The sequence below is a fragment of the Candidatus Thiodiazotropha sp. AKIB8 genome (assembly GCF_058244675.1).
In genome coordinates, this window is sequence record NZ_JBSYOO010000045.1 from 57,070 (window position 1) to 71,484 (window position 14,415).

Annotated in this window: 14 protein-coding genes; 8 read left to right on the forward strand and 6 right to left on the reverse strand. The window is 49.9% G+C overall.

All coding sequences use genetic code 11. The features are described 5' to 3' along the window. Window positions 1-331 precede the first annotated feature (331 nt). From AC4IFB_RS15555 to AC4IFB_RS15575, 5 genes are all read left to right on the forward strand, one after another. On the forward strand, window positions 332-1,033 hold the full coding sequence (locus AC4IFB_RS15555) for a PP-loop family protein (protein WP_490780643.1): 702 nt from the start codon (window positions 332-334) through the stop codon (window positions 1,031-1,033). Beyond that, a complete protein-coding gene (locus tag AC4IFB_RS15560) occupies window positions 1,030-1,488 on the forward strand; it encodes a CBS domain-containing protein (protein ID WP_490775949.1) in 459 nt (152 codons plus the stop codon). The genes AC4IFB_RS15555 and AC4IFB_RS15560 overlap by 4 nt, the downstream gene beginning before the upstream one ends. An 11-nt stretch (window positions 1,489-1,499) precedes the next feature. Then, the gene (locus tag AC4IFB_RS15565; protein WP_490780644.1) at window positions 1,500-2,813 is read left to right on the forward strand and encodes an ArsB/NhaD family transporter; all 1,314 of its coding nucleotides are present in this window, start codon (window positions 1,500-1,502) and stop codon (window positions 2,811-2,813) included. A gap of 392 nt (window positions 2,814-3,205) precedes the next feature. Further along, window positions 3,206-3,415, forward strand: a complete 210-nt coding sequence (locus AC4IFB_RS15570; protein WP_490775947.1) for a hypothetical protein — start codon at window positions 3,206-3,208, stop codon at window positions 3,413-3,415. 3 nt (window positions 3,416-3,418) lie between these two features. Then, complete coding sequence (locus tag AC4IFB_RS15575) at window positions 3,419-3,928, forward strand: hypothetical protein (RefSeq protein ID WP_490780645.1); 510 nt, start codon at window positions 3,419-3,421, stop codon at window positions 3,926-3,928. Between the two features lie 329 nt (window positions 3,929-4,257). On the opposite strand, the gene prlC is transcribed toward AC4IFB_RS15575, so the two are convergent. The 4 genes from prlC to AC4IFB_RS15595 all read right to left on the reverse strand — a co-directional run bounded on the left by prlC (window position 4,258) and on the right by AC4IFB_RS15595 (window position 8,694). After that, the gene (prlC, locus tag AC4IFB_RS15580; RefSeq protein WP_490780646.1) at window positions 4,258-6,288 is read right to left on the reverse strand and encodes an oligopeptidase A; all 2,031 of its coding nucleotides are present in this window, start codon (window positions 6,286-6,288) and stop codon (window positions 4,258-4,260) included. Between the two features lie 266 nt (window positions 6,289-6,554). After that, window positions 6,555-7,100, reverse strand: a complete 546-nt coding sequence (locus AC4IFB_RS15585) for a CNP1-like family protein (protein WP_490780647.1) — start codon at window positions 7,098-7,100, stop codon at window positions 6,555-6,557. Window positions 7,101-7,177: 77 nt separating this feature from the next. Then, on the reverse strand, window positions 7,178-8,125 hold the full coding sequence (locus AC4IFB_RS15590) for a GIDE domain-containing protein (RefSeq protein ID WP_490780648.1): 948 nt from the start codon (window positions 8,123-8,125) through the stop codon (window positions 7,178-7,180). Next, on the reverse strand, window positions 8,122-8,694 hold the full coding sequence (locus tag AC4IFB_RS15595) for a LemA family protein (RefSeq protein ID WP_490775942.1): 573 nt from the start codon (window positions 8,692-8,694) through the stop codon (window positions 8,122-8,124). Before AC4IFB_RS15595 ends, AC4IFB_RS15590 begins: the two co-directional genes overlap by 4 nt. A 23-nt stretch (window positions 8,695-8,717) precedes the next feature. On the opposite strand from AC4IFB_RS15595, the gene AC4IFB_RS15600 reads away from it, so the two are divergent. Beyond that, the gene (locus AC4IFB_RS15600; RefSeq protein ID WP_490775941.1) at window positions 8,718-9,248 is read left to right on the forward strand and encodes a gamma carbonic anhydrase family protein; all 531 of its coding nucleotides are present in this window, start codon (window positions 8,718-8,720) and stop codon (window positions 9,246-9,248) included. Window positions 9,249-9,417: 169 nt separating this feature from the next. Here AC4IFB_RS15600 and AC4IFB_RS15605 read toward each other — a convergent pair whose 3' ends face one another. Then, a complete protein-coding gene (locus AC4IFB_RS15605; protein WP_490780649.1) occupies window positions 9,418-10,098 on the reverse strand; it encodes a GGDEF domain-containing protein in 681 nt (226 codons plus the stop codon). Window positions 10,099-10,251: 153 nt separating this feature from the next. Between AC4IFB_RS15605 and AC4IFB_RS15610 the strand changes: the two genes are divergently transcribed. Together AC4IFB_RS15610 and AC4IFB_RS15615 are read left to right on the forward strand one after the other, a co-directional pair. Further along, the gene (locus tag AC4IFB_RS15610) at window positions 10,252-11,718 is read left to right on the forward strand and encodes an ATP-binding protein (RefSeq protein WP_490780650.1); all 1,467 of its coding nucleotides are present in this window, start codon (window positions 10,252-10,254) and stop codon (window positions 11,716-11,718) included. A 167-nt stretch (window positions 11,719-11,885) separates the two neighbouring features. Continuing rightward, window positions 11,886-12,575, forward strand: coding sequence for a response regulator (locus AC4IFB_RS15615; protein WP_490775938.1), 690 nt, complete (start codon window positions 11,886-11,888; stop codon window positions 12,573-12,575). Here AC4IFB_RS15615 and AC4IFB_RS15620 read toward each other — a convergent pair. After that, window positions 12,569-14,101, reverse strand: a complete 1,533-nt coding sequence (locus AC4IFB_RS15620) for an Lcl domain-containing protein (protein ID WP_490780651.1) — start codon at window positions 14,099-14,101, stop codon at window positions 12,569-12,571. The genes AC4IFB_RS15615 and AC4IFB_RS15620 overlap by 7 nt on opposite strands. Window positions 14,102-14,415 lie beyond the last annotated feature (314 nt).

A 14,415-nucleotide genomic window follows, 5' to 3' on the forward strand; every position in this document is an offset into this window, starting at 1 on the left:
ATGTAGCAAATTTCCTGGATCAATTGGAAAAGCGTACCTGTATTTAAAAAATGCACAACCGTTTGATGATGATATATTCATTATTTTCTGATTTTTTACCATCAACTCACTGAAAGGCAAATATATATTGGATTTGCTGAGAATATCTTCTAGCAGCTCTATTCATCTTGCCTGAAGCTGTAAATTCAGAGTTAGGCTTATCTCTGATTAGTAGCATTCCCGCCGCCACACCTGATGCGGCGAATGTCCTCTATTCACAGACGTTGGTGGATAGAAGGCTTCGTGTCAAAATGCCAATATGAATGATTGCATCAAGCCCCCAAAGACAATAATGCGCAAGGTCGGAAAGGCGATTGCTGATTACGATATGATCCGGGAGGGTGATCGTATTCTGCTCGGTGTTTCCGGTGGAAAAGACTCACTCACCCTGCTACAGGTTTTGTCGCATCTAAAGCGCTACGCCCCAGTTAGTTTCGAATTGGGCGTGATCACGGTTGACCCTGAAGTGGAAGGGTTCGATCCAGCACCGCTTAAATCCTACTATGATAGTTTAGGCGTGCCCTGGATCTATGCAGAACAACCGATTATGGAAGAGGCCCGGGAGAATATGTCGGGGGACTCTTTTTGTGCCTACTGTGCACGGATGAAGCGGGGCATTATGTACACTACATGCCGCAAACAGAACTATAATGTGCTGGCGCTGGCTCAACATTTGGATGATCTTGCTGAGAGCCTGATGATGTCCATTTTTCATGGCGGACAGATGCGCACCATGAAAGCGCACTATCTTAATGATGCGGGGGATATCCGTATTATCAGGCCATTGGTCTATTGCCGAGAGAGTCAAACTGGAGCGTTTGCTGTAGAAGCGGAATTGCCAATCATCCCCGATAGCTGTCCAGCCTGCTTTACCAAGCCGACCCAACGAGAATACATGAAACAGCTTCTGGCCCGAGAAGAGCGGAATAATCGCCATCTATTCGCCAATATGCTGCATGCCATGAAACCTTTGATGGATGAAACGCCGAAATGAAAATTAAACATGTTTCGATACCGACCAAGGTTGCCCGTCCGGGGATGAGTGTTGGTGAGGTGATGCAGGAGTGTGTCGCAAAGCGAATTCCAGGCATACCCTATGTGGATCAGCATGGCCTGATCAGCGGGCGCTTTTCTGTGAGACATATGTTTCGGGTCTGCTGTATTCCTGACGATATTATTCATGGCGCCCATCTTCTTGGAGATGATGTGGAGCATCTGGATTTCCCGCACATAAAAGCGGATGAACTGATGGCTAAAACTGTGGATGATTTCATCTTTCCGGATGCGGTTCGTCTGTCACCAAATTTTCAGGCAATCAAAGCACTGGCAATCATGGAGCAATATGCCACGGAATATCTCTTCGTCACTGAGGGTGATGATTACCAGGGGGTCGTAACACGTTTGAGTATTGCTGAAGCGATCTTAACCAGAGAGTGCTGCATAGAATAGGGCCAGTTAGAATGCTTGAGCAGATTACGACAGAAATGTGGACCGCTGCAGCGCTTCTCGTAGGGGCCTATATACTGATTTTCACGGAGATACTGCATCGTACCACCGCCGCCATGCTGGGGGCAGTGACAATGATCGGGGTGGGTATGTGGATGGGATTCTACAGCCAGGAAGAGGCGCTGTTGGCTGTAGATGGAAATACCATCTTGTTACTCGCTGCGATGATGATGCTGGTGGCCATGCTGCGGCCTACCGGCGCATTCGATTACGCGGCAGTACATATCACCCGTTGGGCGAAGGGAAATCCGAAATTACTGCTGATCTATCTCAGCCTGGCAGTAAGTCTGATCAGTATGATCCTGGATAATGTCACGACAGTGATTGTGTTCGCGCCGCTGACGGTTTTGATTTGTCGTCTATTGAAAATCAATCCGATGCCCTATCTGATGGCAGAGGCTATGTTGTCAAATATCGGTGGTGCAGCAACCCTGGTTGGTGATCCGCCCAACCTTATGATCGGCAGTGCGGCCAATATCAGTTTTAATTCATTTCTGATTCATATGGGATTTCCAGTACTGGTAGCCTGGGTAGGGACCGTTGCGCTGATGCTATTTCTGTTTCGCGATGAGTTGACTACTGGGGGGCAGGATCCCAAAACCCTGGTTGATACTCATGCTATCAAGGATGCAGAGGGCTTAAAGCGGGTACTTTTCTCCCTCAGCATTGTGGTCGTACTTTTCTTTATTCACCACAATTTGCATGTCATGCCGGCATACGCATCGTTTATTGGTCTTTGTGTGGCCCTGCTGTTGATGAAGCCCGATATGGAGCAGATATTTGGTACGGTCAATTGGTCGGTGCTGTTCTTCTTTGCCGGTCTATTCATGATCGTTGGCGGTGTTGAGGCTAGTGGTCTTTTAAACCTGCTGGGCAATGAGTTGGCGGTACTCGCCAAAGATCCGGCGATGTTGCTTATCACCGGTCTGCTATTGATGTGGGTTGCGGCTATTCTGAGCGCGGTGGTGGATAATATTCCGTTCACTGTCACCATGATTCCCATAATCCTGGGGCTGGAGAGCAGCGGTGTGAATATTGCGCCACTCTGGTGGGCCTTGGCGCTTGGGGTTGGCCTTGGCGGTAATGGTACTCACCTTGGGGCGACAGCCAATATCATCGCCGTCAGTGAATCTGAGAAGAGTGGCATGCCAGAGGCCAGAATTACTCCGGTAGTGTGGATGCGCAAAGGCATTCCAGTGATGTTTCTCGGTCTGATTCTTTCCAGTCTGGTCTATGGGCTGTTTTTCGGTCTTTTCACCACAGCTTAAGGCTCATTATTAACCCGGCCATTAATAGCAGTGCAATACGCGGCATGAATTTGTCGACCTGCTGAGGTAACTCAGCAGCGTTGCCACAAGCGCACACTTCACGCTGCCCAACTGATCTTTTTAGGTTGAATCAGCTTATCCTTGAATAATCCCCCAATTTCCTCGTCTGTTTAAATAGAAGATAAATCTTGATTGTTTTGCTTGGTATTTCTATAGCTTAAGTAACGTTGAGCACTATTGAGTTGTGGTAGTGACAAAGTGAGATCTACCCGAACAGGGCACAAGCAATTAATAGAGGTGCCCTTGACTAACATTAAATCTGGGAATGAGCGACAAATTCGCTATCTCTTGTAGAACGAGGTAATTCCAGAAAAACAGAGGCATACACCACTATGAATATCAGAACCACTATGGATCCAGTGACACTTCACGAGGTAAACAATCCCGAAGAGCATCCCTGTTTGTATGAAGGAGATGGTGAAAATGGGGTTGAGATCTATTTTGAGAGCGAAGAGACGAAAAAGATCTATATGGATATGGAGCTTGAGGACCACAAGATAGTTTGTGGAAATGATACGGATGACTACGTTGCTGAGGGATAAGTGATGATCTTAAGACGCATCTATTTGCTGGTGCCTTCCCGCACCCAAGCAGAAGAGGTTGTAAGAGACTTGATGCTGGAACGGATTAATCGACAACATATTCATACGGTTGCAAAGCCGGATATAGACATTGAGGGACTACCAGAGGCGACAGTCAGACAGCGCAGTGGATTTGCTGCGCAACTTGAGAGTTGGTTCTGGGATATGAACCTGTTGATTTTTTTTGTTGCCTTTTTATTCCTGTTTTTCTCCCTTTGGACATCTGAGTGGTTGTTGATGCTTGGGTGCCTGGGGGTGATCGCGGTCACCCTGGCGCTGGGTTATAGCTTTGCCAGCAAGGTACACCAGGCCCATCTCAATGACTTTGAGGTCTGTCTGCGACATGGAGAGATCCTGCTGCTGATTGATGTTCCCCGTTGGCGGGTATCAGGGGTTGAGCGTGCTATTCGACAAAAACATCCCGAGGTTGATCTAGGTGGTGTTGGTTGGGGTATCGATGCACTGGGCATCTGATTTACCAACCAGAGGGTGACGCTTAGCGTCACCCGTTTTTTTTCAAAGTTGCTGATACTATTAACCCGGCGACCAAGTATGTCGTCTTCAGGCTTGAAACCCCTAACAATATGATTTCTAAAAAGTCAGGCCGAAGTGCGTCTGCCTGCAGGCTGCGTTATCAAAACTTGCTGTAGGAGTGCTACAGCAAGTTTTGATGCCTTGCCGCAGGCAGGCACACTTCGGCTGAAGAGAACATACTTAGTCGCCGGGTTAAAAAACCAGACTAGAAGTGCTGTTTACTCCTCTGAGTGTTTAACGGGGTGCTCTTCTGCCATGTCAGAGCTTGTTCAGCCTTCGATGCCACTATGCCGCAACAGGGGCTCGATCTGAGGCTCCCTGCCCCGGAAAGCTATAAACAGATCCATCGCATCCTTTGATCCTCCCTGTTCCAGAACTTCCTCAAGGAAGGACTGCCCTGCTTTCTGGTTGAATATGCCTTCATCCTCGAATCTTGAAAAGGCATCGGCAGAGAGCACTTCAGCCCACTTGTAGCTGTAATATCCTGCGGCGTATCCACCAGCGAAGATGTGTGAGAAGCCGTGTGGAAACCTGTTCCAGGATGGGGGTGTGATTACCGAAACCTGTTGACGAACCTGCTCAAGTATCTCGTAAATTCGACCACCTTTGGACGGGTCATACTCCTGGTGGATGCGAAAGTCGAATAGTGAGAACTCCAATTGGCGAACCATCTGCATCGCTGACTGAAAATTTTTGGCGCCATGCATCCGTTGAAAAAGCTCATCCGGTATTGGCTCACCAGTGTCGACATGTCCTGAGATGAGGTTGAGCGCCTCTTTCTCCCAACACCAGTTCTCCATGAACTGACTGGGTAGTTCTACGGCATCCCAAGCAACGCCATTGATTCCTGCAACTGAGGGATAGTCGATACGGGTCAGCATATGGTGCAGACCATGACCGAACTCATGAAACAGGGTCAGCACCTCGTCATGGGTAAACAGTGCCGGTTGGTCACCAACTGGGGGTGAAAAGTTGCAGGTCAGGTAGGCAACAGGGATCTGATCCATGGTGTCGCTGAAGAAACGGGTTGCGCAATCATCCATCCAGGCGCCACCTCGCTTTTTGGGGCGGGCATACAGATCGAGATAGAACTGTCCCCGGAGTTGATTCTGCCGATCCCTGATCTCGTAGAAGCGGACGTCGGGGTGCCAGGTATCGACATTTTCAACTGCCTGGATGTGGATGCCGTAGAGGCGCTCCACTACAGCAAACATACCAGGCACCACCCGTGTTTCAGGAAAATAGGGCTTTAGCTCTTCCTGGCTGATGTTGTGGCGGTGCTGGCGAAGTTTTTCTGAGTAGTAACCGATATCCCAGGCTTCTAATTTCTCAACGCCGTAAGTCTCTTTGGCGAATTGAGTCAGCTGAGTGAGTTCCGCTTCCGCCTGGGGTCTGGAGCGGCGAGCCAGATCAGTCAGAAAGGCCACCACTTCGTCTGTTCGACGGGCCATTTTGCGCGCCAGCGATCGCTCGGCATAGTTGTCGAAGCCAAGTAGCTGGGCCTGTTCGTGGCGTAACTCAAGGATCTGGTCCATCACCTCGGTGTTGTCCCACTCTCCGGCATGTGGGCCAGAATCTGATGCCCGGGTTGAGTAGGCTTGATAGGCTTCACGCCGCAGTTCCCGTTGATCTGCGTAGGTCATAACCGGGAAGTAAGAGGGAAATTCCAGAGTCAGCAGCCAGCCTTGCTGCTCCCTCTGTTCTGCAGTCTGCTTTGCCAGAGCCATTGCGGATTCGGGGAGTCCAGCCAATTGTTCTGGATCGGTAATGAGTTTGCTCCAGGCATTGGTTGCATCGAGCAGGTTCTCTTCAAACTTGGTAGTCAACTTGGAGAGCGTCTGGGTGATCTCTTTGTAGCGCTGTTTTTTCTCTTCGGCTAGATCAACCCCCGAAAGACGAAACTCCAATAGTGCATTCTCCAGCATCTTTCTCTGTGCGCTATCCAGATCGGCTTGCTCTGCCACCTGTTTATAGGCGTCACACAACTGGCTGTTTTGTCCTACCTCTGTTGCATATTCGCTGAGCTTGGGCAGGCAGGCATTATAGACCTCGCGCAGGGGATCACTATTGACTACAGAGTTCATATGGCTGACAGGAGACCAGGCCCGGCTGAGCCTGTCTTCGGCGATTTCCAGCGGTTCAATGAATGTCTTCCAGGTAGGGTTAGGGATTGTGTTGAGCAATCGCTCCATGGTTTCACGGTTTTCCTGCAAAAGCGTGTCGATAGCCGCTTCCACCATATCGGGCTTAATTCGACTGAAGGCGGGAAGTCCGGGCATCTCTAACAGGGCGTTTGTCATGATTGGGTTTCCTGGATTGTTGTTATCTAATCTGTTTAATCAACTATTGATCAATTCAGAGGTTGATTAAGGTTTGAGCGATTTAAATGGCAATTTTGCATGCCTATCTCAAGCAGATGGGGGCAGAGGTTGGGAAAATAAAGAGAGTACCTTATTGATCCCTTCTGCTCCTCTTCCATGAGGTTTTGTTACAGAGTCTCTGATGTGGTGTTGATCAACTGAAATAACTCGGCTCACTTGGCCTTAATGGCTATCAAGGTGAAGGGTTAATGGTTGCTACCTACCGACTTATTGTTTCTCATCGCTTGCAGTACTTTGTCCACTGGATTGGGCTTGCCGTGCTGAAGATTGCAGAGTAAATCGTCATACAGTGCTGCACGGTAGTCAGTGGACTCATCCTTGGGGATCGCCTCCCAGATCATACCCGGAGCAGGGCTGAGGCTGTCCCGGTCCCCATAGGCGTAAACTTTATAGAGACGCTCCCCGCATCGAAATCCCTCGTAGGAACTGTTGGATGCACCAGACTGAGAGCGGATAACCAGAGTGAAACGTATCGCGCCATCAGCGTCATGCTGAATGGAACCGCGCTCTAGAAAGTAGCGAAATCGAGTTTCGTTTGCCGCAACTCTAAACTCCTCAAGGTCATCAGGGTTAATATTTTGAGGTACCTGAACCTCATTCTCGAGCCATTTCTTCTCTGGTTCGTCATATTCCGGATCGGGCAAAGGGTCATCCAATAGGATGTCCCGTGCCATGAGCGGGGTGGTCAACAAAGCTGTCGCAAGCAGCAGCCATATGTATTTCAGGGCCATCAACACTTTTCCTGTAGAGATTTTGGGGAATTCAGATCTGTATTTTCCCACCTTAAGGGCTTGTGGGCTAGGGATGGTTAAACCAACCTTACTGTGATAAACCAAGCTGTTCCTGTGCCAACAATGAAAAATGCCGCAAGAGTGAAAAATGAGTAATAGCGGAATCTTCTCACCAGATCAAACTCCTCTTTGGTGGAGATCAGCAGAGGGCGTCGATTTGACCCGGTAGAGCTTAGGGTGTGTATGGGCTGCTGATCTTCTTGCATCTGTTCCCTGGTGATCTCCCCTTTGGCGGCCTGGCGAGCCGATTCCCACTCATCGAGGTCGATTTGTCCATCTCTATTCCGGTCGAAACGCTCCAGCAGGCTGGCATGGTCGCTTTTCCACTGGCGCAGACGATCCTTGAGCATATCGTCACGCATCGCTTTTCTATCAATCTCCCCTAGAGAACTGAATAGACCTATGGCATACAGTGGGTCTCCAGGCAAGATCATCTCTTCGGTATAACGATAATCTCCATCGAAGGTGGTATTGACTGAAATCTGCAGCCCGAAACGGTTGAAATGGCTATGGGTTGTGCCGGCCCCCCTGTCCGGCCCGGCGCTGGGTGTTGCATTGGGGCCGTACCAGATGCTGCGTTCACTTGGCGTGATGCTGGCACCTTCAGGGTCGATTATGCATTCGCCTGTAGCATCCCGAATCAGGAACAGAGCGTTACTCTTTTCAGAGCGTATGCTGCGCCACCCCTTGTCACTCTTTCGCTCTATCTTGTAGCGCCACCAGCAACAATTACTTGCGCTAAGGGGTGAAATGACCGGCTCACCCCGCATCATATCGGCTTCACCGATCAGCTCAACATAGCCCTGGGGGGCTGAGCGTATACGCGAGGTTGGCGTATCCTCGATCAGGCGGGCTCTGTGGAGGTGGTAAAATGAAAAATAGAGCGCTGCTAAAGAGAGGAGTGTCAGCAAGGCGCTCCAGAGTAGAAAAGCGCCTGTCCCCATATTGATAATGTCTTGAATCAACTAAATAACTTTTCCATGTTTACATCAGTTTTCTCAGCTTCATCAAACTCCAGGAAGACCGCAGGCTTGAAGGAGAAGCGGTTGGCAAGAATGACATCGGGAAATTGCTCAATGCGTACATTGTTGCTGTTTACACTGTCATTATAAAACTCACGTCGATCTGCGATACTGTTTTCCAGGCCGGTGATTCGACTCTGTAGATGTAAAAAGGTCTCGTTGGCCTTCAGATCCGGATAGTTCTCAGCGACTGCGAACAGATTCCCCAGACCGAGCCGGAGTTGCCCTTCAGCTGCTCCGATAGCGCCCACATCGCCTTGCCTCATGGCGTTATTGACTGCAGCTCTGGCATTCATCACCTTCTCAAGGGTCTCCTGCTCGAATTTCATGTATTGTTTACAGGTTTCGACCAGTTTGGGCAGTTCATCGTGGCGCTGTTTCAACAACACATCGATATTGGCCCAGGCTTTTGTGACATCATGTTTCAGGCGTACCAGGTTGTTGTATATCATGATGCCGTATATCAGGATAACTACGGCAGCCCCAATTATTACAAAGAGTACAATTTCCATCGATTCAGGAACCTCTAAAAGCTATGAACAACATTCGCCCATTTGAATCCCATCAACCCGAAGTCGCTGATGACGCCTGGGTGGATGACACAGCTGTGATTATCGGCGATGTCCATATTGCTCCACAAGTCTCCATTTGGCCAATGAGTGTGATCAGGGGAGATGTGCATAAAATCGAAATAGGCGCCAGAAGCAACATCCAGGATGGTTCTGTAATGCATGTCTCGCATGACAGTTATTATCTGCCTGGCGGTCGGCCATTGACCATAGGTGAGGGGGTGACTGTGGGGCATAAAGTATTGTTGCATGGGTGTGAGATCGCCAGTAATTGCTTCATTGGCATGGATTCGACCATTCTTGATGGCGCGATCCTGGAGGAGGGGGTAATGCTGGGCGCCGGATCTCTGGTGCCGCAAGGGCGCACGCTGGAGGGAGGGTACCTCTGGTTGGGGCGGCCGGCACGACGGGTCAGAGTATTGACTGAGAAGGAAAAAGAGATAATCAGCTACACTGCAGAACACTATGTGCGATTGGCAGAGCGGCATCGTGGGTAAGTCTAAGTGGTATAGCAGTTATCAAGTTCAGGTTACAGAAGTGGTAAGAGAGTACGAAAAGAGATAATTACAGGAGTGGGAGGCTTAGGAAATTGTGAGGGACGATAATACTTATCCCGTTAGATAGGTGTATGCCCACTAGCAACTGTCTATTGCTGGGTTTAGGCCCTTATGGGGCACAGCAAATCCTGTTGCGTCCTGCTCTTTTTGCCCTGTATAACGCCTTGTCAGCTCGTGTAAACAGGGTGGCATCACTTTCATCTGGTGTGAGTTCAGCAATGCCGCATGAGATGGTTGCGTTCACTTTGTCACACTCTAATTCAAAATTACATTGTGCTATCTCTTGGCGGAGATGATCAGCCAATTCTATGGCGCTCTCCTTACTGCAGTCTGATAACAGTACGGCGAACTCCTCACCGCCGATGCGAGCGACGAAATCTGATAGACGCAAGCGCTGGCTGATCTTGTTTGCAATACAGGAAATTACCCGATCACCCATCCAGTGACCATACTGATCATTGATCGACTTGAAGTGGTCTATATCCCAGATAAGCAGACAAAGCTTTTTGTTTTCTCGAATACAGCGCGCCCTGTCTTGCGGCAGACGAGTTTGATAGGCACGACGATTGGGTATGCCGGTCAGAGCATCAATATTGGCTTGCTGACGTTCTCTGTAGAGGTCCTGGCGGAGTATTGAGACCTCTGTTTCCAAATGTGTTACACGCTCTCGAAGCTGGCTGATCTCTGAATCGATGTGGATTGTATCCTGGCTTGGATTCCTGGGTTGGGAGTCCGGGCACTGCACTGGTTCATGGGTTCCGTTTTTATTCAACTGAGTGGCATGCAACATGAGATTATCCCTATTTAAGATTTTTGATTTCGTAGTTCCATGCTCATAATCCTATGAGGTGAAAATGGAGAAATGTTGTGAAGATTGAGGAGAAAATGTGAATTTAGGTCAGCGGTGTAGAAAGCTTGAAGAGTCTCATAGATACTTTTTCTTATGAGAATCGGCATAACAGGCAAAATGGTCCTGATACTCCTGGCTACCAGTATCCTTCTGGTTGGCGCCATGGCCATAGCGATGCAGTGGAGCTTTCAAAAGGGTTTTCTCGACTATTTGACCGAAGCAGAGCTATCGAGGCTAGACGACACAGTAGTTAAGCTCTCCAATGCCTATCGTCGAGAAGGGTCCTGGGAGTTTATACGGGGACGCCACCGAGTGTGGGTAAAGTTTTTGCCACACCAACTGGATGATCAAGCCAGTCTGTTGTCAGTGCCGCCTCCACCACTACTCAACGGTGGAAGAGCGCCCATGCCTGCAGAGGCACGACCATCGATACCACGGCAGTTTAACAGGCGCACACTACCACTTCCGCCAGGTGATCGTTCTGGTCTGAGTACCCGTCTCAGCTTACTGGATGAGTTTAGAGATAATCTGATCGGGCCACCTGATAACTCGGGTAAAGCGTTTGTTCGTCCGATAGAGCTTGATGGCGAAGTGGTTGGCTGGTTGAGTCTGACTCCGCAGCTCATTCCGAGTTCAGATCTGGACAAAAGCTTCAGGGATGAACAACTTAATGCGATCTATCCGATTGCTGTGGGTGCATTGCTGTTAGCGCTGATCATGGGTATTCCTCTTGGTCGCTACCTATTGATCCCTGTAAAGGATGTGGCCATGGGGGTACATGCCCTTGCTAAAGGTCGCTTCGAAACTCAGCTCAAACCCAGAAGTAAGGATGAGCTGGGTCAACTGGTGCTCGATTTCAACGTACTGGCTGAAGCGCTACAGCGTAACGAATTACTGCGCCGGCAGGGTATGGCGGATATTTCCCATGAGTTACGCACACCGCTTGCTCTGCTGCGGGGTGAGGTCGAGGCAATGCAGGATGGTATCCGCCCCGCTGATCAGGCCCAGCTCACTAAACTGCATGACACGATTATGCAGTTCAATCGTATGGTGGATGACCTCTACGACCTTGCGCTGACCGATGCGGGCGCCTTGAATTATCGTAAGGAGGCTTTGAATCTGGCTGATGTGTTGCGCGACTCATCTGTTTCAGCCGAGCATCAGATAGAGCAGAATAACCTTAGTCTGAATTGTGAGATTCCACAGAGATTGAATGTTTTTGGTGATGCCAGGCGCCTGCGGCAGGTGGTGGACAATCTGCTCAAGAACAGTCGGCGCTATACTGATCCTGGAGGGGTGATTAACCTCACCGCATGGCAGGTATCCAAAAAGGTCTATTTTAAGGTTGAAGATAGTGCCCCTGGGGTGGATAACGACACCCTGAGTCGATTATTCGACCGCTTCTATCGGGCTGAAGGATCGAGAAACCGAGCAGGTGGTGGCGCAGGTTTGGGGCTGGCGATCTGTCGCAATATCATTGATGCTCACCAGGGTGTTATCAGCGCTAAACCCTCGCCTTTGGGTGGGCTGCAGATAGTAGTAAGCCTGCCACAGGCCTGAATAGCGTATAAAGGCTGGTGATGATTGTGTTGATAGGCTCCTCCCCCTTCACCTTGTACGGCTAATACTTTTCATGACTCAATCCACACTCGACATGAGAAACCAAGTAAGATTAACCAGATAACATGAAAGCAGTTGTGAAAAATATTCGGGTAGAGCAGGCAAGCATGAGTAGACCGAAACAGATACTGATTGTTGAGGATGAGGTGGGGCTCGCCGAACTGCTGCGTGACTACCTCAAAGATGCTGGTTACGAAACGCAAATGCTTCATGAAGGCACGGGTGTGGTGTCATGGGTAAATGATCATTCACCTGATCTGATCCTGCTTGATCTGATGTTGCCAGGGATGAATGGCCTGGATATCTGCAAAGAGATACGTGTTTATTCCAATGTGCCCATTATCATTACCACCGCGAGAGTCGAGGAGATAGATCGTCTGCTGGGCCTGGAACTGGGCGCCGACGACTATGTCTGCAAGCCCTATAGTCCGAGAGAGGTCGTGGCCCGTGTTAAAACCGTACTGCGCCGGGTAGTCCCTGTTACCGCAGAATCTCCCGCCTCCCATGCCGGGATTGTGCTTGACGAGGCGCGCTTCCAGGTAATGATTCTGGATCAGCCAATGGAGCTGACCCCAGTTGAGTTCCGCCTGCTGAAGACCATGCTGGCGCAGCCGGGCAGGGTGTTCTCAAGGTCGCATCTGATGGATAACCTCTACACTGATCAACGTGTGGTCAGTGACCGTACGGTAGATACCCACATCAAGAATCTGCGCAAGAAGCTGGAGGCTCAGCTTCCTGATCAGGAGATCATTTTCTCGATCTATGGGGTTGGCTATAAGCTGGAGTTGCCTCACTGAAACCGCGGGTCAAAAGGGGGCGCGCCAGGAGGCGGCCCTTTCGGGGCTTCATCCTCAGTAAGGTAGCCATCGTTATTTGTGTCGTGGAAACCGAAGCGATCCTTGGGGCCATCAAACTCTTTTCGAGATACACGTCCGTCACCATCTTTGTCGAGACGTTGCACAAAGTGATGGGAGAAATCTAGTGGTGCGTTTTGGTCAAGCCGAGGCTGCTCCTCGCTGCTTTCCTGGTCAAAATCCTGTGATCTTTCCCCGGCAAGTATCACCCGATAGGGATAGGCGTCGTAATCGATATCACTGGCAGCTTCTGCTTGTTGTGTTGCCCCCTGCCGCACCACCCTTACATAGTTGTTGACACGGACAGCATCACCTTGCGGGCCTCTGCCCATCCTCGCCTTGCCTGTTTTCGGGTCACTGCGCTGGGCGCCAGCGCCATGAACATCCATGATCCGGCCTTGCATTCTTCCCAGGGCCTGACCAAAGGCGATATAGACTGCGTTGCTGCCGGGTCGTACACCGTCCAGGTGAGTGGTGGAGGTCCAGTAGGAGGGGTAGTCCTTTTCTCCTGCCTCATTGATGATCGATGTTGTTTTGAAAAGTGGGTTGATAGCGGCTGATTTGCTGGTGTCTGGGGAGCGAGAATAATCCACGATATAGTGCAGCTCCTTGGTGTTGGGAAGACGCCAGTCGTTGTGTCCTGCCAGCTTGAGGTTCTCAGCGTAGCTCAATGCCTCCTGCCAGTTCATACCCTCCGCACTATCCATTCGGGACCATTGAAGCCCTGTGGTTTGGTCGGTGATTGTGCCATCACCATTATCGTTAAAGCGGTTGATTCCATAAGGTGTGCCTCGAACATAGCGCACATAGAATTTCTTGCGTTCCCAGTGAGAGCCGAGTTGCTTGTAACCATAACCTTTGATGCGTCCATCGGCGAAATTGACCCCGAAAACTGTCTCCATATTATCCATGGTGGTAGAGACATACTGGGTGGTCGATAACCATTGTGCATCGATATATCGCTCCCCTTGTAAGCCATAAATAAAGTCGAAGTAGTCGGTGTTGATAAAAGGGATGGCATCAGATGGAGCAACGTCCATACTATTTTTTTTGTCGGGTGTTCCGGTATAGCCTCGGAAATCGATTAGTGAATAGAGTTCCTTGATAGTGGGTAGACGCCAGTCTTTATGCCCACCGAGGCTCATTTGCATAGCCTCATTTTTCGCCTCTTCCAGGCCGAGCTTTATAGGAGAAACCCCTTTTGACCACTGTAGTCCAGTATTCAGGTCGGTGACGGTGCCGTCCCTGTTGTCACGATATGCCGGTGGATGGCTCTGGTATTGCGCATCCTGACCAAAGAAGGGTTGCCCAAGTGTAGGGCAGCGTATGGCCCTGGCCTGGTTGTAACAGCGGATTTGCCCTGTATCTGGAATCTGTACAGCAGATCTTGCCTCCTGTGCCGGTAAGGCCAGGATGAGTGTCAAAAGAGTGGTAACGGGTAGAAGCCGGTTTAGTGAACAAGTGCTCATATGTTTACTCGATTGTTAATGCAACCAGGAACTTGCCAATGATAATGAATTATCTCCGAGGAAAGCTCATTAAATGTGACTTATAGGAAAGTTTAGTGAATAACTGTGGAGCGACTATGGTGAAAATATGAAGATACTCAGGAGCTGTTGTTCCAGCACTATGTTCACACTATTCACTATTAACCCGGCGACTAAGTATGTTGTCTTCAGCCGAAGTGTGCCTGCCTTCGAGCCGCGCCCCGAAGGAAGTGCCTTTGGGGTGCGCCTTGATCAAGGGCAGGCTTGAAACCCTGAAGACGACATACTTAGTCGCC